This is a genomic window from Arthrobacter sp. BGA-UO-ETr-C19, assembly GCF_059568005.1.
In genome coordinates this window covers 12,491-38,982 of sequence record NZ_JCAQPC010000017.1, presented here as the reverse complement: position 1 = coordinate 38,982, position 26,492 = coordinate 12,491, and the positions used below count along the sequence as shown (strand labels likewise).

At 63.4% G+C, this 26,492-nt stretch carries 19 protein-coding genes and 2 pseudogenes; 6 read left to right on the top strand and 15 right to left on the bottom strand.

Going from position 1 to position 26,492, the window contains the following annotated elements:
* Positions 1–208 precede the first annotated feature (208 nt).
* From AC57BR_RS09575 to AC57BR_RS09535, 9 genes and pseudogenes are all read right to left on the bottom strand, one after another.
* Positions 209–1,210, bottom strand: coding sequence for a LacI family DNA-binding transcriptional regulator (locus AC57BR_RS09575; RefSeq protein WP_496359887.1), 1,002 nt, complete (start codon positions 1,208–1,210; stop codon positions 209–211).
* A gap of 255 nt (positions 1,211–1,465) precedes the next feature.
* Positions 1,466–3,073 (bottom strand): GMC family oxidoreductase, encoded by a 1,608-nt coding sequence (locus AC57BR_RS09570; protein ID WP_496359885.1) that lies wholly within the window; start codon positions 3,071–3,073, stop codon positions 1,466–1,468.
* Between the two features lie 209 nt (positions 3,074–3,282).
* Positions 3,283–4,424: pseudogene (locus AC57BR_RS09565) on the bottom strand (glycerate kinase).
* Between the two features lie 222 nt (positions 4,425–4,646).
* Positions 4,647–5,429, bottom strand: a complete 783-nt coding sequence (locus AC57BR_RS09560; RefSeq protein WP_496359883.1) for an SDR family NAD(P)-dependent oxidoreductase — start codon at positions 5,427–5,429, stop codon at positions 4,647–4,649.
* Between the two features lie 2 nt (positions 5,430–5,431).
* Positions 5,432–6,580 carry a dihydrodipicolinate synthase family protein gene (locus AC57BR_RS09555; RefSeq protein WP_496359881.1) on the bottom strand — a complete coding sequence of 383 codons (1,149 nt, stop codon included), beginning with the start codon at positions 6,578–6,580 and terminating at the stop codon, positions 5,432–5,434.
* Positions 6,577–7,455: a sugar phosphate isomerase/epimerase family protein gene (locus AC57BR_RS09550; protein ID WP_496359879.1), complete on the bottom strand. Its 879-nt coding sequence runs from the start codon at positions 7,453–7,455 to the stop codon at positions 6,577–6,579. Before AC57BR_RS09550 ends, AC57BR_RS09555 begins: the two co-directional genes overlap by 4 nt.
* 145 nt (positions 7,456–7,600) lie before the next feature.
* Entirely contained in the window at positions 7,601–8,974 is a 1,374-nt protein-coding gene (locus tag AC57BR_RS09545) for an MFS transporter (protein WP_496359877.1), read from the bottom strand.
* 54 nt (positions 8,975–9,028) lie between these two features.
* The gene (locus AC57BR_RS09540; RefSeq protein ID WP_496359875.1) at positions 9,029–10,033 is read right to left on the bottom strand and encodes a zinc-dependent alcohol dehydrogenase; all 1,005 of its coding nucleotides are present in this window, start codon (positions 10,031–10,033) and stop codon (positions 9,029–9,031) included.
* Positions 10,033–11,409 carry an FAD-dependent oxidoreductase gene (locus AC57BR_RS09535; RefSeq protein WP_496359873.1) on the bottom strand — a complete coding sequence of 459 codons (1,377 nt, stop codon included), beginning with the start codon at positions 11,407–11,409 and terminating at the stop codon, positions 10,033–10,035. The genes AC57BR_RS09540 and AC57BR_RS09535 overlap by 1 nt, the downstream gene beginning before the upstream one ends.
* 166 nt (positions 11,410–11,575) lie before the next feature.
* Here AC57BR_RS09535 and AC57BR_RS09530 point away from each other — a divergent pair.
* Both AC57BR_RS09530 and AC57BR_RS09525 read left to right on the top strand, forming a co-directional pair.
* Positions 11,576–11,710, top strand: a pseudogene (locus AC57BR_RS09530) (LacI family DNA-binding transcriptional regulator); the annotation flags it as partial.
* A gap of 27 nt (positions 11,711–11,737) precedes the next feature.
* Positions 11,738–12,595, top strand: coding sequence for a LacI family DNA-binding transcriptional regulator (locus AC57BR_RS09525; protein WP_496360062.1), 858 nt, complete (start codon positions 11,738–11,740; stop codon positions 12,593–12,595).
* A gap of 443 nt (positions 12,596–13,038) precedes the next feature.
* Here the strand turns inward: AC57BR_RS09525 and AC57BR_RS09520 are convergent, their stop codons facing one another.
* From AC57BR_RS09520 to AC57BR_RS09505, 4 genes are read right to left on the bottom strand one after another with little or no spacing between them, the layout of a single operon-like run.
* Positions 13,039–13,860, bottom strand: coding sequence for an SDR family NAD(P)-dependent oxidoreductase (locus tag AC57BR_RS09520; RefSeq protein WP_496359871.1), 822 nt, complete (start codon positions 13,858–13,860; stop codon positions 13,039–13,041).
* Entirely contained in the window at positions 13,857–15,089 is a 1,233-nt protein-coding gene (locus AC57BR_RS09515; RefSeq protein WP_496359869.1) for a glycoside hydrolase family 1 protein, read from the bottom strand. Before AC57BR_RS09515 ends, AC57BR_RS09520 begins: the two co-directional genes overlap by 4 nt.
* A 46-nt stretch (positions 15,090–15,135) precedes the next feature.
* Positions 15,136–17,808, bottom strand: coding sequence for a family 78 glycoside hydrolase catalytic domain (locus tag AC57BR_RS09510; protein ID WP_496359867.1), 2,673 nt, complete (start codon positions 17,806–17,808; stop codon positions 15,136–15,138).
* Between the two features lie 30 nt (positions 17,809–17,838).
* On the bottom strand, positions 17,839–19,194 hold the full coding sequence (locus AC57BR_RS09505) for an MFS transporter (protein ID WP_496359865.1): 1,356 nt from the start codon (positions 19,192–19,194) through the stop codon (positions 17,839–17,841).
* Between the two features lie 181 nt (positions 19,195–19,375).
* Between AC57BR_RS09505 and AC57BR_RS09500 the strand changes: the two genes are divergently transcribed.
* Complete coding sequence (locus tag AC57BR_RS09500; protein ID WP_496359863.1) at positions 19,376–20,002, top strand: TetR/AcrR family transcriptional regulator; 627 nt, start codon at positions 19,376–19,378, stop codon at positions 20,000–20,002.
* Between the two features lie 295 nt (positions 20,003–20,297).
* Positions 20,298–21,299: a LacI family DNA-binding transcriptional regulator gene (locus tag AC57BR_RS09495; RefSeq protein WP_496359861.1), complete on the top strand. Its 1,002-nt coding sequence runs from the start codon at positions 20,298–20,300 to the stop codon at positions 21,297–21,299.
* On the opposite strand, the gene AC57BR_RS09490 is transcribed toward AC57BR_RS09495, so the two are convergent.
* Both AC57BR_RS09490 and AC57BR_RS09485 read right to left on the bottom strand, forming a co-directional pair.
* Positions 21,296–22,111 carry an SDR family NAD(P)-dependent oxidoreductase gene (locus AC57BR_RS09490; protein ID WP_496359859.1) on the bottom strand — a complete coding sequence of 272 codons (816 nt, stop codon included), beginning with the start codon at positions 22,109–22,111 and terminating at the stop codon, positions 21,296–21,298. The genes AC57BR_RS09495 and AC57BR_RS09490 overlap by 4 nt on opposite strands.
* Positions 22,108–22,971 carry a sugar phosphate isomerase/epimerase family protein gene (locus AC57BR_RS09485; protein WP_496359857.1) on the bottom strand — a complete coding sequence of 288 codons (864 nt, stop codon included), beginning with the start codon at positions 22,969–22,971 and terminating at the stop codon, positions 22,108–22,110. The genes AC57BR_RS09490 and AC57BR_RS09485 overlap by 4 nt, the downstream gene beginning before the upstream one ends.
* Before the next feature lie 149 nt (positions 22,972–23,120).
* Between AC57BR_RS09485 and AC57BR_RS09480 the strand changes: the two genes are divergently transcribed.
* Together AC57BR_RS09480 and AC57BR_RS09475 are read left to right on the top strand one after the other, a co-directional pair.
* Positions 23,121–24,464, top strand: a complete 1,344-nt coding sequence (locus AC57BR_RS09480) for an MFS transporter (protein WP_496359855.1) — start codon at positions 23,121–23,123, stop codon at positions 24,462–24,464.
* Between the two features lie 148 nt (positions 24,465–24,612).
* Complete coding sequence (locus tag AC57BR_RS09475) at positions 24,613–26,397, top strand: FAD-dependent oxidoreductase (RefSeq protein ID WP_496359853.1); 1,785 nt, start codon at positions 24,613–24,615, stop codon at positions 26,395–26,397.
* The last annotated feature ends 95 nt before the right edge of the window (positions 26,398–26,492 follow it).

Sequence of the window (26,492 nt, the reverse complement as noted above, 5' to 3'; positions counted from 1 at the left end):
TCCCTGGCTTCTTGAGCGGACGGCCTCGGCCGCTGCAAGTCCAAGAGGGTTCCTCGGTCTCCGAAACCTCCCGGCGTAGTAAGCGCTTACTCTGTGCTTGCCTTGATGGACTCTAGCTGGAAGGGAGGATGCTGAGTCGCAAAGTAAGCGCTTACTAAATTCAAGCACAGGTGATCTGGCTTACACAATAGTGTTGGTTTTTTGTTTTTTAAGGCGCGGGGGGCGCGGCGGTGGAATCCCTGATGACCACTTCTGCTTTGATCAGGGGCACCTCCGGGACCACGTATCCGTTGAGCCGTGCGCGGAGAATCTTCCAGGCTTCCTCGCCGAGCACAGCCCGCGGAGTGACAGCTGTGGTCAGCGCAGGTTGCGTGAATTTCGCGAACACAATGTCATCGAAACCGGTTACCGAGATGTCCTCCGGAACGCGCAGCCCGCGCTCCCTCAGCCGTGCGAGTACACCGCTGGCGACCAGGTCATTGAAGGCAATGATGGCGGTCGGGCCCTCTGCCAGGACTGCGTCTGTTGCGGCATATCCCCCCTCGATCGTAGGTTCGGCTGACAGGGAGGTCGCTTCGAGGCCCATCATGCGTGCCTGCTGAATCGCCCGCCAGCGCTCCTGGTTCTGCCAGGAGCTGGCGGGCCCGGCGAGATAGACAGCTTTTCGGTGGCCCAATGATGAGAGGTGATGGCAGATTTCAAGCATGGCGGAGAAGTTGTCCACCCCCACAGTCGGCAGGTCCACCCCGTATTCGACCCGGTTGATCAGGACAACCGGGCTGTTGTGGGCCGCAAGGGACTTCAGTCCTGCCGCGTCCATTCGGGAGGACTGAACGATGAGGCCTCCGGCCTGGGAAAGCAGATCCTCGCACATGCTGAGCTCCGTTTCCGGATCGCCCCCTGAGTCCGCGATGAGCATCCGGTAGCCATCTTTGGCGGCAGCAGCCTGTGCGGACCTGATGATGTCGTAGAAGTAGGGGTTTGCCAGGTCGGGAACCACGACGCCGATGCTGCGGTGGTGGCCTGAAGCCAAGTCCCTCGCTGCGCCGAATGGGCGATACCCAAGTGTGGAGGCGACGCGTTTGACCTCGGCGGCCATTGTCGCATTGACCGATCCGGTCCCTGCGAGAACGCGGGATACTGTCGCTGTGGAGACGCCAGCTTCCTTTGCCACCTGGTCTATGGTGACCCGCTGTCCGATCTGTTTCACGTTCCCGTCACCTTCCCTCTTCGTTCGGCCCTTACCGGTAGGGGCGCGTGTTACCGCCGTGCGCTGACGCCGACCACCTAGGGAGGGTACCGCCCCGGGCGTGGAAGGGGAGGCTTCCTCGCCCGGGACGGTGTACGCGGAACCAGGGGTTGCCATACCAGTGGCCGCAAGGCTCTTCTTCACCGCGGTCACGTTACCAGTAAAGACAACCTCCGAGCCTTCTTCGCTTTGGGCCGCCGGCACAGGAACCGGCTCCTAGTTCGATGCCCGGATCATATCGACCGCCTTCTCGGCGATCATGACCGTGGGTGCCTGGGTGTTGGAACTGACGATCCTGGGCATGATGGACGAGTCGACCACCCGCAGGCCCTCGAGGCCGTGCACCTTCAGTTCGGGCGAGACGACAGAGTCGTCGCTGGTTCCCATGGAGCAGGTTCCCACCGGGTGGTAGGACGTCCGCCCGTGGGACCGGACGAAGCGAACGTACTCATCTTTCGTGCTGACCTTTTCTCCACCGGCAAGGTGTTCGGCCTTGATGTGCGGTGCCATGGACGGCTGGTCCATGATGGCCCTGCTCTGGCGCACGCCTTCGATGGCCATCTCGACGTCGTAGTCGTCGGCGAGGAAGTTCGGGTCGATCAAAGGTGAAGCGTTGGGGTCAGCGGATGCCAGCCGGACACTGCCACGACTGCGGGGCCGGACGAAGTAGGAGTTCAACGTGGCTCCGAAGCCTGGCCTGACTGACGCGATTCCAGCCTCCACGCCGGCCGCGGGAAGGAAGTGGAACTGCAGATCCGGGGTCTTCTCGCTCTTATTTCCGTAGCTGAAACCGCCGGCTTCGACGATGGTTGAGGCAAGGGGACCGGATTTGAAGGCCAGATATTCAACTCCGGCGAGGGCTGTGGCGGTCCTGATCCGGTTGAGCCGGTCCATGCTGCCGTAGAGGTTCAGTTCATAGATGATGTCGAGGTCGCAGTGGTCCTGGAGGTTTTTCCCGACGCCCGGCAGTGCGTGGACCGTGTCCACGCCGGCGGCTTTGAGATCCTCCGGGTCTCCAATGCCTGAGAGCTGCAGGAGCTTGGGGGAACCAAAGGCGCCTGATGAGACGATCACTTCGCGGGTCGCGGTGTACGTCCGTGCCGCCCCGTTCTCGATAACCTCGACTCCGGTGGCGCGCTGACCGGTCATGACGATGCGCTTGGCGGTGATCGATGTGCGGATCACGAGGTTTGATCGTTTCCTGGCGGGACGAAGGTAGGCCGTGGCCGCGCTGCATCGCTGCGAGTTCCTGGTGGTTGTCTGGTAGAAGCCGATGCCGTACTGGTCCGCTCCGTTGAAGTCGCCGTTGTAGGGCAGACCGAATTCCTGGCCCGCGCGCACGAAGGCCTTGGAAAGTTCATGGGGGTGGGCCAGGTCCGATACGCCAAGCGGGCCATCGGTTCCGTGGAAGGGTGCTGACAGCCGGGAATTCGATTCGGACCGGATGAAGTAATGGCGCACTTCCTCGGCTGACCATCCGGCGCAGTCGTAGTCCTTCGCCCAACCGTCATAGTCGTCCGACACGCCGCGGGTGAAGACCTGGGCGTTAATGGAGCCGCCGCCTCCGAGTACTTTGCCCTGCGCAAGCGGTATTTCCCGGCCATTGCAGTGCTTTTGCGGGACGCTGACGTAGCCCCACTGGTAGGGGCCGGCGGTCAGCTTGGCGAAGCCGGCCGGTACTTGGATGAATGGGTGGCGGTCTGAGCGGCCCGCTTCCAGCAGGAGCACTCTTACACTGGGGTCTTCGCTGAGGCGGCCGGCGAGGACAGAGCCAGCGGTGCCGCCTCCGGCGATCACATAGTCGAAGTTCTCTTCATTTGCCACGGAATCTCCTTTGATTGGACGGGCGGGGTTTAGATTCGCTAGTAAGCGCTTACTCAATGGTGTGTGGTCTACGCCCCGTTGTCAAGAAGCGTTTTTCCGGTGTCTGGGCGACGTTTCGAGTAAGCGCTATCTCACTTTTGCGGGGGTCTCTTTGTGACGACCTTGATTGCTCGTAGTGGCGGTGAGACGCAGGGGCGCAGGATACGGATTTACACGGACTGCAAGTCCTCCGCCAGGATCCTGCCTGTGGTTTCCAGGAGGACAGAGGCGTTCTGCAGGCAACTCTGAAGGTTGGGTTCAAGGTCCCGGAGACTGTAAGTCTTCGAAAACCCGGCAGCCTGGAGTTCCGCTCCGGTGAGGCTGGTGCTTCCGCACACGGCGATAACGGGAATGCCCCTTGCCATGGCTGCCTTGGCGGTGCCGACGGCTGCCTTGCCGCCCAGGCTTTGGTGGTCCAGCCGGCCCTCTCCGCTGATGAGCAGGTCGGCTCCGGCCAGCCGGTCTTGAAAGTTCGTCAAATGATGGACAAGTTCCACGCCGGATTCACGGCGTGCGGCCAGGACGGCCATCAGGCCGTATCCCACTCCCCCGCTGAGCCTGATCCTGGTCCTGGTCCTGGAGCACTGGTGGCTTCGGAGGCACGGGGGCCGATTGCCGTCTCAAGCACCTGGGCAAAGTGAGCCAGTGCCGTCTCCAGCTGGTTCACGTCATGCTCGCTGGCACCCTTCTGCGGTCCGAAAACGGCTCCTGCCCCGCGCGGTCCCAGCAATGGGTTGTCCACGTCACTGGCCAGGACGAAGCGCGCCGACTCCAGGTGCTTGTCCAGACGGTCCAGGTTAACGTGGGCAATATCGGCAAGGGCTGCGCCGCCCCGTGCGATGGGTGTGCCCCTGGCGTCCAGGAGTTCTGCACCGAGGGCGGTGAGTAGGCCTGCTCCCCCGTCGGTGCTGGCGCTTCCGCCGGCGCCGATGATGATCCGGGTGCAGCCGCGGTTCAGTGCCGCTCGGATCAGTTGCCCTGTTCCCAAGGTGGTCGCTCCGAGGGGATCAAAGGTCATCCCGGGCAGCAGAGCCAAACCCGAGGCCTGGGCGAGTTCGATCACGGCTTCGTGGTCCCGGGTTGCGTAGGCGGCTCTCACAGGGAGGCCGGTCGGTCCGGAGACCGTTTCGAAGTGTAGGGTAAAGCCAGCGGCTACGGCTGCATCCAAGGTGCCTTCCCCGCCGTCGGCTATGGGGATTTCCTCGACAACAGTCTCTGGTGAGGCTGCCTTGATTCCGCGGCCGAGACTTTGAGCCGCCTCCGTCGCGGACAGGGAACCCTTGAATTTGTCTGTTGCTATCACTATTCGCATGTGTTTCCTTCGCGCCGTACAGCAGGTGTAAGGCGTGGTGCGGGTAGACGGGGCCGGGGGCGGTAACCGGGAAGGCCGATCCCAGTAAAAAAGCGCCGCCTGGCCGCCGTGAATGTCGGGCGCGGTCAGACAACGCAAAAGGCCAGCGTGTAAACCGTGACAGGTCCGCCCTGTGAAGGGCGGGCCTGTCACGGTTATCAGAGAAAGCGCAGGAGTTCCCTGCTAGTACACGGCCCTGCCTCCGGAGAGGTCGAAAACGAAGCCCGTCGTGTAGGACGCTTCAGGGGAGGCGATATATTCCACCAGGGCCGCTGCCTCTGCCGGTGTACCAAGGCGCCCCATAGGGATCCGCTGCAGGTCTTCAGGTGTTGGTGTTTTGCCGCTGATGAGAGGAGTGTCGATTTTGCCTGGGGCGATCGCGTTGACCGTAACCCCTGTGGTTGCGTACTCCTTGGCCAGGGCCTTTACCAAGCCAGTGATGCCCGCCTTGCTAGCAGAGTACCCGGCCATCAAGGGAACGCCTTCCTTACCTGCCGTGGAGGAGAAATGGATAAGCCGGCCATAGCCGTTTTCGACCATGAGCGGCAGGACCGCCTTGGAGAGGGCGAAAGCACCGGTCAGGTTAACCTGGAGCAACCTGTCGAACTCCTCAATGGTTTCCTCGGAAGAGGGCTGGACCTTGCCCAGGATTCCGGCCGTGTTAACGACGACGTCCAGGCCGCCGAGCAGGGATGCTGCCTCCTGGACAGCATCCTGCACCGAGTGGCTTTCTGCGATGTCAACGGACAGCCGGGGATGCTGGCCGTCCGTCCCCGGCCAGCGGGAAGTCGGAAGGTCAGCACGGATCACTAGGTTCCCGTTTCTGCTGAGCCGGTCCGCCGTGGCCTGGCCTATACCGGAGGCCGCCCCCACCACCAGACAACGAAGTGGCCCTGTCCGTCGGGTGCTGAGGGAGGCGGTCTCCTGTTCGGAGCCGGCATGGTCAACGGCGCTGCCGGCCGCCACGCTCACAGCCCCTGCGCGCGGAAGTATGCCGAAGCCCGCGCGGCGGACGCTTCCGGGTCCGGGAACAGGCCGATGCTGTTCGCCGATTCGAACAGGTCGGCCAGGTGGACCAGTGAGCGGCCGGATTCAAATCCGGCAACCATGCGGAAGTGGCTTTGCCACCCGGTCAGGTAGCTCAGCCATACGACGCCCACTTTGTAGTACTGGGTCGGGGCTTCGAAGATGAGGCGGCTCAGCGGAACTGTCGGCTCCAGGATTTGGCGGAAACCGGCGACATCTCCGCGATCAAGCTTGGCGAATGCCGCGGACGCGAAGCGGGGCACCGCGGCAAATGCGCCCAGAAGGGCGTCGCTGTGCCCGTGTTCGTCCCCGGCGATGAGATCGGCGTAGTTGAAGTCGTCGCCGGTGAAGAGGCGGACTCCTGCCGGGAGCCGGCGCCGGAAGCTGATCTCGTGGTCCTTGTCCAGCAGTGAGATCTTGATGCCGGCGACTTTGTCCTTTTTCGATTCGATGAGCTTCAGGACGGTGTCGGATGCGTCCGGGATGGAGTTGTGGCCCCAGTATCCTTCGAGGGCGGGGTCGAACATGGAACCGAGCCAGTGCAGGATGACCGGACGCTTCGCAGAATCCAGCACTTTGCCATATACCTCAAGGTAATCGTCCGGGCCCTTGGCGGAGAGCGCCAAGTGGCGGCTGGCCATCATGACCACGCTTCCTCCCGCGTCCTCGATATCGGCCAGTTGCTCGATGTAGGCATCCGCAATGTCCTTGAGCGGGTGGGGTCCCGGGGCGAGCTGATCGGTTGCGATTCCGACGACGACTGATCCCCCCACTGTGCGTGCTTCGGCCAGTGTGCGCCGGGCGAGAATGAGTGCTTCCTTGGGCCCGAGGCCCATTCCCCGCTGGGCGGTGTCCATGCTTTCGGCGATACCCAGCCCAAGGCCCCAGAGTTCATGCCGGATCTTTAGTGTCGCGTCCCAGTCGATCGCTGAAGACACGGCACTTGCCAGCAGAGGGTCGGCCACTACGTGGCCCGCGGCGTAAACGATGCGGGACGTGGGCGGTGTGCTGCTGGTTTCAAGGTCAGCGGGTACCGCGAGCTTTATGGTCCGGTGCTGCCCGCCAAGTGCGGGCAAATCGATGGTGTTCATGTGAGTTGGCGCTCCAATGCGTTCACGGGTTCGGCGACGTAGCGGTTGAAGCCGGCTACGGTGCGTTCAATGATGGTTTCCAACGGCAACTTCCAGATGTCGTCGTTGAAGATTTCGACCTCAACGGGCCCGGCGTACCCGGCGCGGCGAACTGAGGCGGTCAGGGAGGCGAGGTCGATGCTTCCTTCTCCCGGGAACAGCCGGCCGTTCATGTTTTCAGGGACCGGCAACGGCAGCGCAAAGTCGCTGACCTGGTAGCCGGCGATCCTCGGACCGGCTTCCACGACGTCGTCGTGGAAGTTCGAGTCCCAGTAGGTGGCGTACGCATCGATGAGTATTCCGACAGTGTCAGCGGGGAGATCTTCGATGACCCGCAAGGCCTGACCGATCGTGGTGACTATGCTGCGGCTGTCCACAAACAACGGGTGTAGAGGTTCCAGGGCCAACCGGACCCCGGTCTCCCGGGCATGCGGTTCCAGCTCCTCAAGCGCGGTGCGGAGCCGCTGTTCGGCGTGGGGGATGCTGCGGTCACTGGCTGGAAGACCGCCGGCGATCAGGGTCAGCATGGGGCTCCCCACCTCGTGAGACAGATCAAGTGCCCTTTTGACACCATCAATGGCAGCCCGCAGTTCTACACCCTCTTTGTCGGCCAGGAACCCGGCCCTGCACACGGAGCTGACCGACAGACCGGTATCGCCGAGTAGCTGCTGCGTGCGGGCAATGCCGATCTCTTCGACCGGCTCGATCCAAAGGCCGATGTGCCGGATACCTGCCCGCATCGCCGCCTCTGCGGTTTCGATCAGCGGGTATGGGCGGGTAGTGGCCTGGTTGAGGCTTAGCTCCATGATTCTCTCCTCGTTGGCTGCGTATGTCATCGTGATGCTGCTTCTGCCAGTGAGGGCAACAGGTTGTTGAAGCGCCGTTTTGTTTGAGGCTGGTCCGAGCAGACGGGCTTGCCCGTTGGGGTCGGATCGTGCGGGGCGGTGGTGATCTGAAGGGATTTATGTCGGAAATTCTGATTCATGAGCGATCTCCGGTGAGGGCGGCGGCAGGGAGTGGCGTGGCAGTGGAGATGGAGTTCCCGAGTTGGTCCAGCGGTGTCCTGAATGTCTCTTTTGCGGTCAGGGCGCTCAGGACCGCGAGCAAGGAGATGATGGCGGAAATAACCGCAACAGGCATCCAGTCGCCGGGCTTGCCAGCAGTGAGCGCCGTGTAAACGCTGGGCGCAAAACCTGCGGCAATCAGACCGATCTGAAGACCCAAGGCCATACCCGTCTGGCGGACCTTGAGATTGAACATTTCCGCGAAGAACGACGGATAGGTGGCGTTAATGGCCGCGTAAGCACACGCCACGGAGAGGAACCCTGTGAGGAAAAGCAGCGGGACGTTTCCGCTTTGGATGGAGCCAAAGTACGCGAAAATCATCACTGCGCAGCCTACGTTCCCCCCAATGAAAACCGGTTTACGTCCGATCCGGTCAGACAGCTTTGCGAGCAGTGGCTGTGTCACTAGAGCGAACACGTGGCTGACGATGAGAACCCAGAGCATGGTGCTCCGCGGAATGCCGTAGACCCCGGTGGCCAGGGAGAGCGCGAAAACCTTGATGACTGTGTCAATCGCAAAAGCGAGTGAGCAGAACGTCACTCGAATGATCGAGCCCCAATGGGAACGGAACACTTCAACAACCGGCACCTTGACGAGTGCGTGTTCCTTTTGGGCTTCCACGAACGCTTCGGGCTCATCCAGCTTGGAGCGAATGATGAAGCCTGCCAGAGTAACGACAGCGCTTAGCAGGAACGGTACGCGCCAGCCCCAACTCAGGAGCTGGTCTTCAGGCAGCGCGGATATGGGCACGAAGATGAGAGTTGCCAGGACGAAGCCGGCGACGATTCCGTTGGGTGCAAAGCTGGTGAAGAAGGCTCGACGCCGCTCAGGTGATACCTCGATGGTGAGCACCGTTGCGGCCGCTGTCTCGCCGCCGACGGAGATGCCCTGCAGGATTCGAAGAGTCACCAGCAAGATGGGTGCCCAAATGCCGACCTGGGCATAGTTGGGCAGGCAGCCCACCAGGAAGGTGGCCGTTCCCATGAGGACGAGGATGAACACGAGGACCTTCTTGCGGCCGATGCGGTCCCCGAAGTGCCCGAGGAGGATCGCACCGATCGGCCGGGCTACGTAAGAGACCGCAAAGGTAGCCAGGGCGGCGATGGTCGCGACGGCGCCTGACTCGGGGAAGAAGATCTTCCCGAATACAAGGGCGGCGGCCAGGGCGTAGATGTAGTTGTCGTAGTACTCGAGCGTTCCGCCGGCCATGCTGGCAATGGCGGCGCGGACCGGACTATTTTTCTTGGCGTCCGGCGGGTGGGAGTTAGCGTGCTGCAGCGAGTTGTTCACTGACGTCTCCTTCATTGCAGATTCAGTTGTTGGGAGGGCCCTTGAAGGGGTTATTCACGGGATGATGATGGTTTTGCCCCGCCCAAGATTCCCGGCGGCATATGAGGCGATAGCCGTGGGTGCCTGGTCGAGACCGTGAACGAGGTCGTTGGGCAATGCAGCCAGGCCGTGAAGGGACAGAAGCTCGGCAGCCGTGTGGAGGTCTTCTGAGGTGTAGCAGAAGGTTCCCGTGAGGGTGAGTTCATGATGCACGAGGTCCTTCGCAGGCGGCAGGTTTCCGCCCTCGGCGAGACCGGCGACGCAGATCGTGGAGCCCCGCTCCATCAGGCCCATAACGGCACCGATAGTGGCACCGTTCCCTACGGTGTCGATGGCGACATTCCAGCGTTCTGCCGGGGTTTCTCCCGGGGCGATGGCAGTGACGCCATACTCTTCGATGGTTGCCCTGCGGAGGGCATCCGGCTCGACGACGGTGATGCTGCCGGCGCCAAGACTCCGGGCCTGCAGAGCACAGGCCATCCCGATTGCCCCACCTCCGATGATGCCCAGCCGCGCGCCGGAGGTGATTCCGGCGCGCGAGCAGGCGTGGACACCCACGGCCAGAGGCTCAACGAGGCCCAGGGACTTCGGGTCAGGATTCCCAGGAACAGGGATGGTCTGTGCTGCGTCGACGGTGATTTGCGTTTGTAAACCACCATCGAGGTCAAGGCCCATCAGGCGACGCTCACTGCACAGTGCCCGGGATCCTGTGGCGCATTCCGGGCAGTGTCCACAGACTATGTTGGGATCAACCGCCACCAGCTGGCCGACGGTCCGATCAGTGACATTGGCACCGACTTCTACGATCGTGCCGCCGAACTCGTGCCCAAGAACCGTCCCGGCAGGCACGCCCGGGTAATTGCCCCTCCAGATCGTCACGTCCGTACCGCAGACTCCGATACTTTCGACGCGAACGACGACTTCATTATTGGCGGTTGGCTGAGATGACGGGCGGTCTTCCAGGGCGAGTTGTTCGGGTCCCGCCCAGGCGACTCCGCGAAACTGCGTGGCGGTGTTCATCAGACTGAAGCCAGTTCGTCCCCGTTGGCAGCCGTTGGCGCGTTGGCCAAAGCTGCGTCCGCTGCCCGTCGGCCGAAGACGAGGCCGAAGACGATCCCGCCTACGTAACGCCGGTCCTGGGCGCCGCCGGCATCGGCCCCGGCAGCAAACAGTCCAGGAACCGGCTGGTTGTCACGGTTCAGGACCTGGCTGTCCCCATTCACGCGGAGGCCGCCGAACGGGATGGTGATGCAGGGCTGAAGTTCGACTGCGCGGAATGGACCCTTCTTCAGAGGGCTCGGGCGCTCAGGCAATGGTGCGTCCAGGCTCACGGATTCTCCATTGGTGGCGCGCTGGTAGTTCTCCAACGTGGTTGTAAGACCTGCACGGTCAACGCCCCAGCTGGCCACTACCTCGATCAGCTCCTCCAAGGTGTCGGTTTCGGCAGTCCGGGCACCGAGCTTGGTTGCTTCCGCGTGACGGTCCAGGGCCATGCCGCTGGGGTACGGCACGGCCAGCGCCCGGTTCTGCTGGACTTCGTCATCCCAGATCAGGACTCCCCGCTGGCCAGGCTCGCGGACGACAGCCTGATTGGAGACCTCATCACCCAAGGATTCATCAGTAAAGCGCCGTCCGAGCCGGTTGACCATAATCCCGTAGGCGGAGAAGTAAAGGGTCAAGCGAAGGAACACCTCGGGGGAAACAGGCAGCGGGCTGGGCAGCGTATGGCCGTAGAAGCCTGACAAGTGCCGGCTGGCCGCGCCGCCTGCAGCCGCACCCAAGCGGAAGCCGTCACCAACTGAATGGGGATTGCTCCGGACAGCGATGTCGTCCGCCCCGTTACCGATGAATTTTTGCTTCAGCTCGGGGTCTCCCTGGAACCCTCCGGTAGCCAGGACCGTCGCCGTGCCGGACGCCTTCCTGGTCTCTCCATCGTGCAGGAAGGTCACCCCGGAGACTCGACCATCGCTACGGATGAGGTCAAGATTACTGACTCCCGTGAGCAGGACGCCGCCGGTGTTGTTGACTTTGGCGGACCACTTTGCGATGAGATCTTGAATATCAATTTTGCATGCCCGTCCCCACTCCAGGTGATCGAGCCATTCCTCAGAAACCTTTACGTCTGAGTCGCGTACGTCCTGCACGGCCTGCTCGTATCCTTCGACGACTAGTGGACCGAGAACAGGGTCACCATCGGGCTGGATACGGCGAAGAACCTCCAGGTTCGGTGCAGTCCAGAGGATGCCGGCGGACAGGGCAGCAGATCCACCCGGAGCCTCGCCCTTCTCCAAGAGCAGAACACGTCCGCCCAGATCGGCGGCGCGATTGGCTGCTGCCAGGCCTGCTGCGCCGGCTCCTACAACGATCAGATCGAAGGGCTTTGAAAGGTCAGTCATGTCTCTCCTTTGAGTTTTCGGTGGATAACGTTTGCCATAAGTTCTAAAGCGCGCCTATTGGCAGTGGCAAAGGTTTACCATTAAGCTAGTGTGAGACGGGCCACCCTGTCAACCAGATTTCAATTAGGCCTGGTCGCAAGAACAGGCCATCAAAGGAGTTGGACCATTGGCGACACTGCGTGAAGTAGCCGAACTAGCCGCTGTCTCCGTGGCCACAGCGTCTCGCGTCCTTAACGGGTCAGCACATCCGGTCTCCTCAGATGTACGAGCCAGCGTGAGAACAGCAGCCCAAACGTTGGGGTACACGCCGAGCGCGGCCGCTCAGGCCTTGAAGCAACAACGCAGCAAGATCATCGGGGTTATTGCCAGCGACATCCTCGACCCCTATTTTGCGGAACTCGCCCGCGGCATTGAGATCGAAGCTGCCAAGTCCGGCTACGTCACCATCCTGGCCAACGCCAACCGGGATCCGGAACAGGAGCGAACCAAGTTCAAGGTTCTCCGGGAACACCAGGCATCGGGCATCGTGTTCTGCGGCAGTGACATTGAGGGCTCACCTGGCACGGCTGATCTGGCCCGTGAGGTCAATGTTGCCGTTCGAGCCGGAACCCGGGTTGTAGCGCTTGCGCCCCGAGGCTTCGATTCGACGAAGATCATCATCGACAACGTCGAAGCGTCCTACGAACTCACCCGGTACATGCTGTCGCTTGGTCATCGAAGAGTTGCATTCATCGGCGGTATGCCAGGCCTGACGGCAGTCGAACAACGGACGGACGGCTACCGTAGGGCAATGTTCGAAGCGCAAGCTCGTCCCCAGGTCATCGGCGGAACGGGAATGCGTCAGGAATCAGGACGGAAGGCGATTGCAGAACTCGTTAGCGCCGGTCAGCTTCCGGAAGCGATCGTGTGCGCCAACGATGAAATTGCAGTGGGCATCCTCGCGTACCTTTGGACCTCTGGATACAAGACTCCCGATGACGTGTCTGTCGCCGGCATCGGCGGCACCCGGGGCGGCGCCGTTTTTGGCCTCACAACCATGACCCTGCCACTAGTTGAACTTGGAGGCCTGGCGGCGCTCTACATAGCAGATGCCGGCGCCTCGCCGCTCGTTCCGCAGGCTCCACGATTTGAACTCAGCATTGGCTCAACAACGGCTAGAGCTAAATCCGTTCCAGCCCACGTTTGAGAGGTGGAACAGCCTACGTGCCATTCGGACAGTCTGAAGAAATCAGCTCACTGCCTTGTGTTCGTCAGGACTGCCCTGTGTTCGTCAGGTTGGAGCACACCCCAACCTGACGTCCTCGGGTCGGTGTCTTGACGTGCCTTGGGAAGGCCGCCAAGAACTCAATCTGGCAGGTTGATGGGTTTGGGGCGCCGGTGGCTGGACAGCGGATCGGGTATGTGCGGCCACCGGGTTTCCCAAATCCGTCCTCGCCAGCGATTACGGCATCAGCCGCGGAAACGGTGTATCAGTACCTGCGCCAGGGCACGCTGGCCTGATCCCCTCCCCTGCCAGCCCAGTCACGATGCCAGAGCTGGAGTCACTTCAGGTTGACGGAAGGTCCGCTATCGGTTCTAGAGACAGGCGGGGAGTGCCCCAAAAAGGGGCGAGGTCGTGTCGGGTTGCACTCAGATAGTCTGCCCGGCGTCGGCGAGAAGTGTGGTTCCGGTCATGATGGTAGACAGGTCACTCGCGCAGAAGAGGGTAACGCGTGCGATGTCGTCCGGGGTTCCGATGCGGCCGATCAGGCTGTTGGTCATTGCGGCCATGGTTTGTCCGGATTCTTCCGTTGGCGGGTGCGCTGCGGCCGCGGCCATGTTGCCCTCGGTGGGCACGAAGGTGGGGGCGACTCCGAGGACGCGGATTCCGAGGGGAGCGAACTCAAGGGCCATCTGCTTCGTCATGCCGCGGACAGCATGTTTGGATCCGACGTAGGCGGAGAGACCTGGGGCTGTTCCTGTGAATCCGGCGGTGGAGACGATGTTGATGATGACCCCGCCGCGGTGCGCACCGGCCATGTGGCGTGCGGCTTCCCGGCAGCCGTTGAAGACACCGCGGGTGTTCACGGCGAAGACCTGTTCCCAGATCGCATCGGGTGTTTCGAGGACCGGAACGCTTGGGAAGATGCCTGCGTTGTTGACCCAAATGTCGATGCCGCCGAACTCTTTGGCCGCAGTCGAAGCGGCGGCGCGGACGGATTCGGAGTGGGTGACGTCCATGGTGACACCGACTGCGCGCACGGGAAAGCGTTCAGCGATGTCGTTTGCTGCGGCTCGTGCCCGCTCAGCGTTGACGTCGCCGATGAGGATGTTGGCGCCTGCTTCTGCCAGCCGGAGGGCAATGGCCTTGCCGAGGCCTTGTGCCCCGCCCGTGACCACCGCCTGCCGGCCAGCCAGGGATAGGAGTTGGGCGAGGGGTGCGGCGGAGACGTCGGCGAAAGCTGTCGTCACGAGAGGACCCCGGCGCCGAGTTCGTTGTGTTGGGCGACGCCGCCGAGCCAGGCGAGGCTTGGCTTTGGGGTGCGGGCGAAGGTTTCCCTGTCGACGGCGATCAGGCCGAACGTGGGCTCCCAGTGTCCCCACTCGAAGTTGTCCAGGAGTGACCAGTGGAGGTAGCCGCGTACGTCGATGCCCTCAGTCATGGTCTCGTGCAGGCCAACTAGCGCTTCGGTGGTGTAACGGATCCGCTGCCCGTCGTCAGCGGTGGCGATGCCGTTCTCTGTGATGAGGACGGGAACACCGCCGGTGATGTCCCAGGCGTGGCGGACGGCCATGCTGAGCGCGTCCGGGCGGTACGAGGTGCCCACGAGGGTGTTGTCGGGGTGCGAGGGGTGGGGGACGAGGCCGTTGGCGTCCACTTCCTGGCTGGAGTATGCCTGTACTCCGACGAAGTCATCGCCGCGGCTGCCCTCCCAGTAGACGTCCTCTTTGCCGTACCGGATCTCAAGGAGCTTCTCTTCACCGCCGGGGGCCGGGGTGAGTGCTCCGGCGGCGATGGTCCATCCGACCTTGGCGTTGGTGCGTGTCCGCACGATCTCACGGGCGGCGCGGTGGATGGCGGTAAAGGTGCGCCCGATTTCGGGATCTGCGTAGGTGAGGAAGTCGCTGTGCGTCTGCTTCTTCTCGCCTTCTCCTTCGACGGTGGGGCTCTGCCATTGGGCCCCTTGGCTCTGCTGCATCCGCCGCATGGCCGTCATGATCGCAGCCTGCATGTTGGGTTCGTTCATGGTGACCACCCATTCAACCCCGTCGAGGATTTCGGTGGCTGCCGTGACATAGCGCTGGAACTTTTCGGACGCATCGGGAGCCAGCCAGCCGCCGTCGTTCGCGAACCACTGCGGGGTGGTGAAGTGCTGCAAGGTGACGACCGGCGTCACGTTCCGCCCAAAGCAGTACTCGATCATGCGCCGATAGTGCCCAAGCTCCGCCTTGGAAAAGTGCCCGGGGACGGGTTCGATCCGGGACCATTCGAGGCTGAACCGGTAGGAGGTCAGCCCGGCGTCGGCGAGGAGGTCGATGTCCTCCCGGTACCGGTGGTAGCTGTCGCAGGCATCGCCGGAAAGCTCCATGCCGGGCAAGGTCAGTTCGCGCGCCCACCAGTCACTATTGACGTTGTTGCCTTCAATCTGATGGCCAGCAGTTGCAGCGCCCCATAGGAAGCCGTCGGGGAAAGTAGTCATGTCATCCTCTTCTATGAGTGTCGTGGTGCCCTGGCGGGGCAGGTTCTCAAACTGTTGCCGTTGAGCGGCGTAGGTCTGCTGTGCTTGTTTGTGGGAAGGGGCTGGCCGCACGGAATCGTCCGGGGCCGACGGTGTGTTCGGCCCCGTCAGGGAAGACGATGCGGGCGGTGGTTTCAGCCGGTATGTCAGCGTCGATGCGCAACTCTTCACCGTCGAGGTGCCAGTGCACCCTGATGGTGCCGTTCGGTGTTTCGTGCGAGCCGCGGGCCCAGGTGATGCCCGGTCCGGGGTTTGGGGAGATCACGATCGAGCGCCAGGCCACCGACCCGTGGTGCTGCCGCAGCCCCAGGGTGTGTTCGTGGAGGAACCGAAGCACTGTTCCCTTGCTGTAGTGGTTCAGGGAATCGTGTGCCTTACCCTCATCGTCAATGCCTTCCCATGATTCCCAGATCGTCGTGGCACCCTTGTCCACCATGTACAGCCACGACGGTGCGCTGCGCTGCAGGAGCAGCTCGTAGGCAACGTCTGCGCGGCCCGCGTCAACAAGAACCGGGAGCAGGTCCCCCGTGGAGAGGAAACCCGTTCCCAGATGCGTATCCGCGGCGCGGATCAACTCGACGAGCCGATCAACGGCAAGCCCGCGGGCATCGTCCGGCAGGAGGCCGAACGAGAGCGCCCGGACATAGCCGGCCTGGGTATCGGCGGCGGTGGTGCCATCCGGACGAAGGTAGGCAGCCTGCCATGCGTCACGTACAGATTCGGCGAGGCCAGCGTATTTTGATGCATCGTTGCTCCGGCCAAGAACCTGTGCGATACGGCCGAGCGTAGCCGCGGACCGGTAGAGGTAGGCCGTTCCGACCTCGCCTTTGTCTTCCATGAACCAGGCCATGGGGTTGTCCTGGACGGGGTCGACCAGTTTCCCGTCGGCGTCGCGCTTTTTCGGCTCGGTCCATTCCCCCCAGTGGAATGTGCCGTCCCACAGGTACTGTTCGAACGGTTCCGGGTCGGTCGAGAGCTGGGCGCGGGCGTGATGGCGGGTAGTACGGGCCTTTTCCAAGGCCCACTGCACCCATCGGCTCATAGCGTCCCAGTTCTCGGCGAGAACCGCTTCGTCCCCGTACTCCTCGTAGAGTGCCCAGGGAACTGCCACGATCGCGTCCCCCCACCCGGCGGACCCGGTCATCATCGCGAACTGGTCATCCAGGTTGTTCTTGATGCGGCGGCCGTCGGGGGAAAAGTTGGCGATCCGGCCGTCAGCCAATTGGTCGTCGCGTACAGACCTTAGCCATTTCCGGCTGAACCCGAGCACGTCCCGCAGCCTGGTGGCGGTGGAGATGAACACCTGGTAGTCGCCCGTCCAGGCCACACGCTCCCGGGTGGGGCAATCCGTGGGCACATCCACCGCGTTTCCCAGGAAGCTCCATTCGCCGATCCGGTGCAGGTGATTGAGGTCCTCGTTGCTGCAGGAGAACTCTCCGGTCCGGTGGAGGTCGGTGTGGACCACCTGCATCGCCACCGTTGACGGGCCCAGCGGGGTTCCGTCGCGGCTGATGCGGGCGTACTGGAAGCCGTGGACCGTGTGGCGGGGTTCGAAGACTGCGGCGGCGGGTCCTGCTGTCACTTCATCACGCTGGGAGAAGATTCTTGCCGGCTCTCCCGGCCGGTGGGAATCGAGGTGGGAGGTTGAGAGGTCCCCGTCCGGGCCGAGGTGTTCGCCATACTCGATCACCGTGCGCGTGCCCTCTGGTCCGAGGTCCTCGAGCCGGATCCACCCGGACGCGTTCTGGCCGAAGTCGGCCACCCACACCCCCGGCCTGACCTCGGAGACGTGTTCCGGCGCCCGCGAATCGATGACACGGACCGGCGGAGCGGGCGACCAGTCGATCGGCGGTGCCTCCACCACGTCCACAAGTGCTTTCGCCCCTGCCGCAGCAGGGTTCCTGAAGTCAACGCTTTGCCCGTCCATCAGGTCGGCACGGGTCGTCGTCGACGGGGCGCTCGTCCATGTGCCGTCCGTGAGGACGACAGGGCGGGATCCGTCGTCTAGTTCGATATGCAGTTCTGCACGTGCACCGAGCGTGGTGCCCCAGCCGGCGGGCAGCCGGAACGCGCCCACCTGGCCGCGGTACCAGCCGTCCGACAGTTCAATGTCCACCCGGTTGCGTCCCGGCCTCAGCGAGGACGTCACATCGAAGGCCTGCGCGTAGAGGGTGCGGTCGTACGACGTCGACCCGGGGGACAGTTCAGCGGTGCCCGCCCGTTGCCCATTCACCGCCGCTGTGTAGACGCCGAGAGCCGTCGCGTACAGCCGGGCGGACTTCACGCCGCTCGGCAACTCGAAGCTGGTGCTGAGGAGGTAGGCGGGCCGGCGGCCGTAGCCCGGGTCTTCCTGTTCAAGAGAGGTGATCCAGGAGGCGGTCCAGTCCGCATCAAGCAGTCCGGCTTCGAACGCAGCCCACTCAGACCAGTCACCCGACGCTTCGGTCCGGACCCGCCACTGGACTCGCTGCCGGCTGCGCAGCGCCTGCCACGGCCAGGTCACGTACAGGCGCTGATCCGTCGTCACGGCGGGCTGGAGTACACCATCGATGGTCGCTTCGAGTTCGTAGGCAGCGGTGGTTTCCGCTGAAATTTTCCATGACAGTCTGGGGGTAGGCCCCGTGACAGGGAACTGGTCTCCGCCGCTGTCGACGGCCAGATCGTAGGGCGCTCCGCCCATGGGTGGTCCTTCTTCCTTGATATGCAGGTGCTAGCGGACTGATTTGACCTTGAGTGCGATCACGGTGCCGCCCAGCAGGGCAAGGACAGCGCCAGTGAGATACAGGAGCGTGTAGTTCTTCTCCGCCCCGGTTGCGCCTATCGTGATTACCAGCGAAGCGATGAGCGGTGCTACAGCGCTCGGGATCTTCTGCGCGAAGGCCACGACCGCCATGTATCGCCCGGTTTCGCTGCGGTTCGGCAGGATGGCGAAAATGATGGCCTGGTCGACTGTTGCGAAGACGGCGATGGCGGTCTGCATGAGCACGGCGCCGATGATCAGCTGTGGCAGGGACCATGCGGTTGCCTCTGCTAGCGCTCCGCCCACGAAGAGGAGTGCGGCGATCATCACGAACAGGCGGCGGCGCCGCAGTTTGTCGGACAGGAACCCGCCCAGCAGCGCCCCCGCCGCGGCCGCGACGACGCCCAGCATGCCGATGGTGGCGACGACCCCGGCCACTTCCCGCACGGGGAGGTTGAGGCGCTGCGCGTAGAAGAACGTGCCGAAGGTGGTGTTGAAGTACAGTCCGATGAAGAACACGAAGCGGCCCAGCCAGTTCCACGCGAAGTCGGGGTACTTGCGCACGTTGAAGCCGTAGCTGGCGATCACCGATTTTGCCGTGACCTGGGAGGTAACGGCAAGGTCCTTGGAGCTGCCCTCTGGCTTGATGATCGGAAGCAGGGCCAGGAGCACGGCGCCGATCAGGCCCGGGACGACGAAGACCAGGAGGGTGTTTGAGGAGACTGTGTAGGCCACCCCGATGCCCAGGACGGGTGCGATCTGGGTCATGAGCGACGTCAGTGCTGAAACCCGGCCGCGCTGCTGGTCCGGCAGCTTGTCGGCCATCAGGTTCTGGATGGCCGCGCCGGAAATGGACCAACCGGACATGCCCAGGACCCACCCCGCTCCCACGATGAGCAGATCGGGGGCAAGTCCCATCACCACCAGGCCTGCCAGGCCGATACCCGTGCCGAGGAAGATGAACGGGGTGCGGCGGCCAAAGCCGGACCGCATGCGGTCGCTCCAGATACCCACCATCGGGCTGATGACCAGATAGATCAGCTGGGCCGTGCCGGTGATGTAGCCAAGCACCTCTTCGTGGCCGGGGGCCAATTCGCTTATCCGCACCGCGATACCGTACGAGAGCGGCACCATCATCGCGATCGATGCCCCGAAGCTGGCCAGCATCAGCCAAAAAATGTAGCTCCTGCTCACAGGTGACTGGGGCTCGGCGGCGAAGGCCTCCACGCCGTCGGAAGCTTCGCCGGGATTTTGGTTGCCGGGCACCGGCTGGGCGGCCGCAATGCCGCCAACGAAACCAGAAGCCTCGTGTTCGTTTGTAGTCACCTATGACTCCTTAATCGGATGGCTCCCCCCGCCGCAGCACGCAAGACGCCGGACGACAACTGTGTCGAAGCCAAGTAAATAGTAACCAGAATGGTTACTCTTCGAGAAATAGTAGCCAGAGTGGTTACAATTGGCAATACCCCAGGAAGACAGCGCCAGCCGCAGAAAAGAGATGATTTCCGTGAGCACGACTGCCGAGCAAGGGACCGGGAAGAAGGCCGGCCCACGACGACGCGGCCCGTACGCATCAACTCCCGCCCGCCGGGCGGAGATCGTCAGAGCAGCTTCAGCAAGCTTCGCCGAGCATGGCTACGAGCGGGCATCCCTGAGGGACATCGCCGCCCGCGCCAACGTGACACATGCCGCGCTGCTGCGCCATTTCGCCACCAAGGATGACCTTCTCCTGGCCGCCCTCGCGCAGCGCGATGCCGACGACTCGGAACTCGCCCGCCGCATCATCGAATCGAAGGTGCCCAGGGAACAGGTACTGAGCAGCGTCCTGCAGGACGAGTTCGCGCACCCGGACCAGCAACGAAACTGGCTCGCCATCACCATCGCCGCAACAAATCCCAGCCACCCCGCCCACGACTTTTTCATCGCGCGCAGAGAAAAGATGCGCGACCACTTCACCAGCACACGGCTTGCCACCACGCAGGACAGCGAGGAACTCAGCGCAGACGACAAAGTAACCATGGTAATGGCAATGATGGACGGCCTCCGGATCCAGTCCCTCCTCGATCCGGGCCGAAGGACGCTCCACCTCATGGAGACGCTGATGAAGTTCCTCGCCCCTGACGAGAACGAATAGCGCGGCGGCCCCTCGGCAACCGCGCTCCCGCGAACACGCCGACGTCCGCAACGGCTCCGACCTCATCTGCCAAGCGCCGAAGTAGGCGACACGCCTCCAAATAGGCGGGTCTGGCGAATTGTCGCTGCGCGAGAATTCCCTGCTACGAGTTCCGACCTCTACGGCTGCCGCATTTGTCCAGAGGCTGTCCGGACCGGAGCGGAACGAGTCGGCCGCTTGCAGTCCTTCACGGGACGGCACGACGTCGCGCGGCCGGTTGAATACCGCACGGGCGCGGGTGAAATACGATTATGGGATGGTAACTAGCGTCGATGTGGCCCGGCATCTGGGGTTGTCGCAGTCGACGGTTTCACGTGCTTTGCGTGGGGATCCGGCTGTCGCGCCGTCAACCAAGGATCGGGTTTTGGCCGGTGCGCGGGAACTCGGTTATGTGCCGGATGCAGCGGCCCGCATGATGGTGACGCGGCGGACGCATGCTGTTGGCGTGGTCGTCGCTGATCTGACCAGCCCCATCTACCCTGTCATCGTGGAGTCGTTGCAGAACAGGCTTCTTGAACGTGGCTACCGGATGGTGTTGATCCGTGATCCGGACGTTTCGTCCGATCCTGAGGCGATTGATGTGCTCGACAGGGCGACGGTCGACGGGATGATTTTTGTCTCGGCCCGGGAGTCTTCTGCGGCGGTCCGCAGGGTCCTGGAGCGCGGGACACCGGTGGTGCTGCTCAGCCGTGATGATCCCAGTGTTGAGGTCGAAGCGGTTCTGGCCGATGATCGGGGCGCGGGCGAGATCGTCGTGGCGCACCTCCAAGGACTGGGTCATAGGCGCGTTGGAGTGCTGACCACGCTGCGGGACCGTTCCAATGGTCGCGACCGTGAGGACGGTTTCCGCGCGGCCATGGAACACCATGGCCTGGAGGTGCGCGAGGAGTGGATCCGGCACATTCGCCTGACCCACGAGGACGGGGTGCGGGCAGCCTTGGAGATGCTTGATAGCCAGGACAGGCCGACAGCATTGTTTTGCGTCACGGATGCTTTTGCGTTTGCTGCCCTGGACGCGGCCGCGCAATTGGGGATCAATGTTCCTGGGGAGCTCTCCGTCGTCGGGTTCGATGATTCCGGGCCGGCGGGGTGGGCTTTTATCAACCTCACCACGGTGCATCAGCCGATTCCGGAAATGTCGTTTGCGGCTGTGGACCGTCTGGCTGGGAGGATCGAAGGCGAGCCTCCCAGCGAAACGATGAAATCCGTGTTCCCGGTCAGGCTGGAGGTACGGGCAACTACAGCCGCACCCGCTTAGGCGGTGTTGCGGCCGCCGCTCAAATCGAGTGTCTGACCGGTCATGTAGCTCGCTTCGGTGGACAGCAGCCAGGTCGCCAGGGCGGAGAATTCTTCCGGCAGTCCGACCCTTCCCATTGGGACTTTGGCGAGCAGTTGGGCGTTCCGTTCCGGGCTGAGGTCTTCAAGGAGCCGGGTCTTCATCATCGAGGGGGCGATGGAATTGACCGTGACGCCGTAAGGGGCGACTTCCTTCGCTGCCGTTTTGACCAGCGCGACCAGCCCGGCCTTGGACGCCGAGTAGGCGGCCTGGTGCGGGTTTCCCTCGCGGGCGGAAATCGATGACAGGATGGCCACCCGGCCGTACGCCTGCTGGGTGAGGGCCGGGAGGATGCTGGCCAGGCCGTGCAGGCAGCCGTCCAGGTTTACGCTCAGGGTTCTGGCCCATCCGTCGGCCGGCATTTGCGTCACGGGAACCTCGGGTCCCTGGATTCCGTGGGCGAACAGGGCGCCGTCGATCCTGCCGTACCGGTTGAGTACTGTCTGAACGATGTGGTCCCAGTCCGGCCTTCGGGTGACGTTCAGGGCCATGCAGTTCGCTGGGCTGCTTCCGTCGCCCAGCCCACCGTCGGCGACGTCCGTGCAGACGACTGTGGCGCCTTCGCGTGCGAGCCGGTCCGCTGTGTCTGATCCGAGTCCGCCGGCGGCCCCGGTGACCAGGATGACCTGGCCCCGGAAACGGCCGGGCCAATAAGTCTCGGCGTTGGCGGTTCGGGGCCCCTGGGGGCTGCCTGCGGCTGGTCCCGGTGTTGTGACTTCGGTGAGTTCGCTCATGATGCTGATTCCATTTCGGTCTGCTGGACTGAGCCGATCAGAGTGTCGGCTGCGGTGTGGAGGTGTTTGAGATGGGCGGCCGTGCCGCCGGTCTCGACGGCCCAGACGTCAGGGACTTCGACGCTGATGGGCGCGTCAGGCAGTGCCGCCAGGATCTCCCGGAGAGGGAATACTCCCTCCCCCGGGGCCAGCCTCTTGGCGCGGGATTCGATCTGCCGGCCGGATCCGTTCACGTCCTGTCCCAGCGGCATACGGTGCGGGACGGGAAGCGCAGGGGTCCGGGCCGGGCCGTCACAGAGCTGGATGACGGTGACCGCGCCGGCAGGCAGGGCTTTCAGGTCTGCAATGAGGCCGCCCGCCCGCACGAAATGGAGCGCGTCCAGCATGATGCCGCACCCTGTCCGGTCGACCAGCAGGCCGGCCGCGGGGACAGAGTCGAGCGGCTGGTAGGAGATCGGCTCGATGGACGGACGGATTCCGTACTTGCGGGCATCGTCAACCAGCGCGGCAAGGCTGTCCGTCAGCCGGGCAGGATCCGGATCAGCGCCGATCACATTCAGAACGCCCGCGCCCAGGGCCGCTCCTGCCTCCAGCACCGGTTCCCATTCTTTGCGGCCCCGGTGCCCGTCCAAAGTGAAGACCTCAACGTCTCGCACCGCCAGTCCCGTACCGGCCAGGCGTTCAATGGTCTGCGCCGACATGAACGAACCGGCCGTCATCGGGTACGGAGCCTCACTCCGTGTGGCCGGGTGAACCCGGATCCCGACCGAGCTGAAGCCGGCAGCAGCGGCGGCGTCCGCCAGCTCGGGGGGACTCAAATGCAGCGCTGACAAGTGCGCCAGACCAATGGTTCTATACATAACTTCCATCCTGCTTGCTAAGTGTTTGACTGCCATCACGCGGTGTGCGTATGATCTAAATCACTGAATGACTACGTAGTCATTAAAGCACTCATTCCGCTCGCCAGCAAAGGTGCAGCCGAGCTACAGAAAGGTTGCGGTGAACCGCAATGCCGAGTTTCCAGATCCCCAGCACCGGGAGTGCCGCCGCACCGAGCGCTCCCAACCACCCGCCGGTAGCCATCAGCGCTAAAGCAGGACGGCGGGCAGCGCTGGCCAGCACTGTCGGCGCCGTCGTCGACTGGTATGACTTCTTCCTCTACGGCACCGCCGCCGCCGTCGTGTTCGGACCGTTGTTCTTCCCCACCGACAACCAGGTCGCCGGGCTCCTGGCCTCCATGGGTTCATTCGCCGTCGGCTTCCTGTTCCGCCCCTTGGGCGGTGCCATCTTTGGCCACTTCGGCGACAAGTACGGCCGCCGGACCATGCTCTTCATCACCGTCATCATGATGGGAATCGCCAGCACCGCCATCGGCTTACTCCCCGGTTACGCCGCGATCGGCGTCGCCGCGCCGATCCTGCTCGTGGCCCTGCGGGCTATCCAAGGCATGGCCGTCGGTGGCGAATGGGGCGGCGCGGCCCTGATGGCGGTGGAAAACGCGCCGGTGGGCAAACGCAACTTCCTTGCCACCGGTGTGCAGATCGGATCATTCGTCGGACTGCTGCTCGGCACCGCCGCGTTCTCGCTGGTCACCGCCCTGACGACAGCGGAACAGTTCCAGGCCTGGGGCTGGCGGCTCCCGTTCCTGATCAGCATCCTCTTCGCCCTTGTCGGACTCTGGATCCGGTCCGGCGTGCCCGAATCGGCGGAGTTCACCGCCGTGAAGGAAGAACACAAAGACGCCCGCGCACCGTTGGCCGAAGCGCTGCGGACCAGCCCCAAGAAAATCCTCGCCGTGATCGGCATGCGGATGGTGGACCAGAGCACCTTCTACATGGGCTTCACCTTCGCGCTGGCCTACGTCAAGAACTTCACCGACACCCCGCCGGCCACGGTCCTGACCGCCTCGATGGTCGCCATGGTCCTCGCCATTCCCTTCCTGGCACTCTGGGGACGCCTCGCCGACAAGTACGGCCGGAAATGGTTCTACATCATCGGCCCGCTCACCGCGGCCCTGGCAGCCGCACCGTTCTTCGCAGCACTGGAAAGCGGAGACCTGATCCCGATGATCCTGGGCTTCTTCGCCCTGATAAATCTCGGGCACAACATCTCTACCTGCGTCCAGCAGACATGGTTCACCGACATGTTCGACGTCCGGATCCGCTACAGCGGCGCAGGATTCGCCTACGCACTGGCCGGGGCCGTGGGCGGCTTCATCCCGCTCATCGCCACCGCCCTCATGGCCAGCAGCGGCAGCTGGTTCCCTGCCGCAGCCCTGCTCGCCGGACTCTGCCTGATAGCCATGGTGTCCAGCCTTTGGTCTTATAAGTGGGCCAACCAGGAACACCGCTAAACCCAAGAAGCAGGACGCGCCCAAACCAGCGGCGCCGCGACGGCGAATGCGCGGGCAACCGGGTCGAAACGCCCGGCTGCCCGCGCGCTCGCCTCTGCACGCAAAACACCGACCACCGATACAGCCAACAAATGAAGGCCAGAGCCGAGTGAAGACCACCAAACCTGATGACCTGACCACAGCCCCCGCCAAAACCCTGGACTGCGACGTCCTCGTCATAGGCTCCGGCGCCGGCGGCCTGTCCGCTGCCGTAACAGCCGCCTACCACGGCCTGAAAGTCATCGTCGTAGAGAAAGCCCCGGTCTGCGGGGGTGCCACGTCCTGGTCCGGCGGCTGGGCCTGGACCCCAGCAAATCCACTGGCGAAAGCTGCCGGCGTCAGCGAGGACCGGGACGCCATCCGCACCTACCTGCGCCACCGCCTCGGCCCCGACTACCAGACCGAGAAGGTCGAAGCATTTCTTGAGGCCGTGCCGCACATGGTGGGCTTCTTCGAGAACAAAACCAGCCTGCAGTTCACCCCAGGCGAGAAAATCAAGGACATCTACGGCAAAACGCCGGGAGCCGGGATCGGCCACCGCTCGGTCGGGCCCAAGCCCATCAACGCCCGCAGCATCAAACCCGAAGTACGCGCCAAGATGCGCCACCAACTCTATGAGACCTCGTTCCTGGGCATGGGCATCATGGCCGGCCCCGACCTCACCAAATTCCTTTCAGCGTCACAGGGCAGCATAACCGGCCTGTTCCACGCTTCACGCCGCTTCACACCGCACGTTTGGGATCTCCTGGTCCACCGCAGGAACATGCAACTGGTCAACGGAACCGCCCTGACCGCGCGGCTAATGAAGTCCGCCGACGACCTCGGCGTCGACATCCGCGTCTCCACACCTGCTACCCGCCTGCTGAGCGACGGCACCGGCCGGGTAACGGGCGCCCTCGTCGATTCCCCCGAGGGCGCACTGGCCATCAACGCAGCCCGCGGCGTGGTGCTGGCAACCGGCGGGTTCCCCCACGATATTCAACGACGCAAAGAACTGTTCCCCAAGACCCCTACCGGCCGCGAGCACTGGACGCTGGCACCGGCTGAAGCCACCGGCGACGGCATCTCCCTGGGCCAGTCCGTCGGCGCCCGGTTCAAAACCAACGTCAAGTCAGCCGCCGCATGGTGCCCGGTCTCACTCGTGCCCTACCGCAACGGCCGGACCGGAACCTTTCCACACATCATGGACCGCGCCAAACCCGGCTCCATCGGAGTAAGGACCAACGGCAAACGGTTCGTCAACGAAGCCAACGGCTACTACGACTACATCACCGCCCTGATCGACGCCACACCCGAAGGCGAGACGGTCCAGTCCTGGCAGATCGCCGACGCCCGGTTCGTCCGCAAGTACCCACTAGGCATGGCCAAACCGCTGCCCGTGCCACTGTTTCCCTACCTGCGCTCGGGCTACCTGAAGAAAGGCCGCACGATCGAAGCACTAGCAACCAAATGCGGAATCGACCCCGTCGCCCTGCGGCACACCGTAGAGCGCTTCAACGAACACGCCCGCCAAGGCGTAGACCCGGACTACGGGAGAGGGGACACCGAATTCAACCGCTACGGCGGAGACCCGAAAGTGGGTCCCAACCCCTCCCTGGCACCCCTTGAAAAAGGCCCCTACTACGCGGTCAAGGTAGTGCCGGGCAGCTTCGGTACCTTCGCCGGCCTCGACGCGGACGACCGCGCCCGCGTCCTGAACAACCATGGCGAAGCCATCCCGGGCCTGTATGTAGCCGGCAACGACCACGCATCAGTCATGGGCGGCCACTACCCCGCAGGCGGCATCAACCTGGGACCCGCACTTACATTCGGCTACATCGCCGGCCGCGACCTGGCTGGGGTCACCGATTACGAAGACAACCCCACACCCTTGGCACAAACACACCAGAAATAACAGGACACCACAGCCCCGCAGCCTTCGACATTCCAGCGATAACGACCACATAATGGTGCCCCGGCACCGGCCCAACGGCGGAAGGGGGCGCGCTC

Coding starts and splice junctions, on each gene's coding strand:
- AC57BR_RS09555 (WP_496359881.1), bottom strand. CDS start 6,580: ATGAACACCATCGATTTGCCCGCACTTGGCGGGCAGCACCGGACCATA.
- AC57BR_RS09550 (WP_496359879.1), bottom strand. CDS start 7,455: ATGACATACGCAGCCAACGAGGAGAGAATCATGGAGCTAAGCCTCAAC.
- AC57BR_RS09540 (WP_496359875.1), bottom strand. CDS start 10,033: ATGAACACCGCCACGCAGTTTCGCGGAGTCGCCTGGGCGGGACCCGAA.
- AC57BR_RS09535 (WP_496359873.1), bottom strand. CDS start 11,409: ATGACTGACCTTTCAAAGCCCTTCGATCTGATCGTTGTAGGAGCCGGC.
- AC57BR_RS09515 (WP_496359869.1), bottom strand. CDS start 15,089: ATGACTACTTTCCCCGACGGCTTCCTATGGGGCGCTGCAACTGCTGGC.
- AC57BR_RS09510 (WP_496359867.1), bottom strand. CDS start 17,808: ATGGGCGGAGCGCCCTACGATCTGGCCGTCGACAGCGGCGGAGACCAG.
- AC57BR_RS09495 (WP_496359861.1), top strand. CDS start 20,298: ATGGTAACTAGCGTCGATGTGGCCCGGCATCTGGGGTTGTCGCAGTCG.
- AC57BR_RS09490 (WP_496359859.1), bottom strand. CDS start 22,111: ATGAGCGAACTCACCGAAGTCACAACACCGGGACCAGCCGCAGGCAGC.
- AC57BR_RS09485 (WP_496359857.1), bottom strand. CDS start 22,971: ATGTATAGAACCATTGGTCTGGCGCACTTGTCAGCGCTGCATTTGAGT.
- AC57BR_RS09480 (WP_496359855.1), top strand. CDS start 23,121: ATGCCGAGTTTCCAGATCCCCAGCACCGGGAGTGCCGCCGCACCGAGC.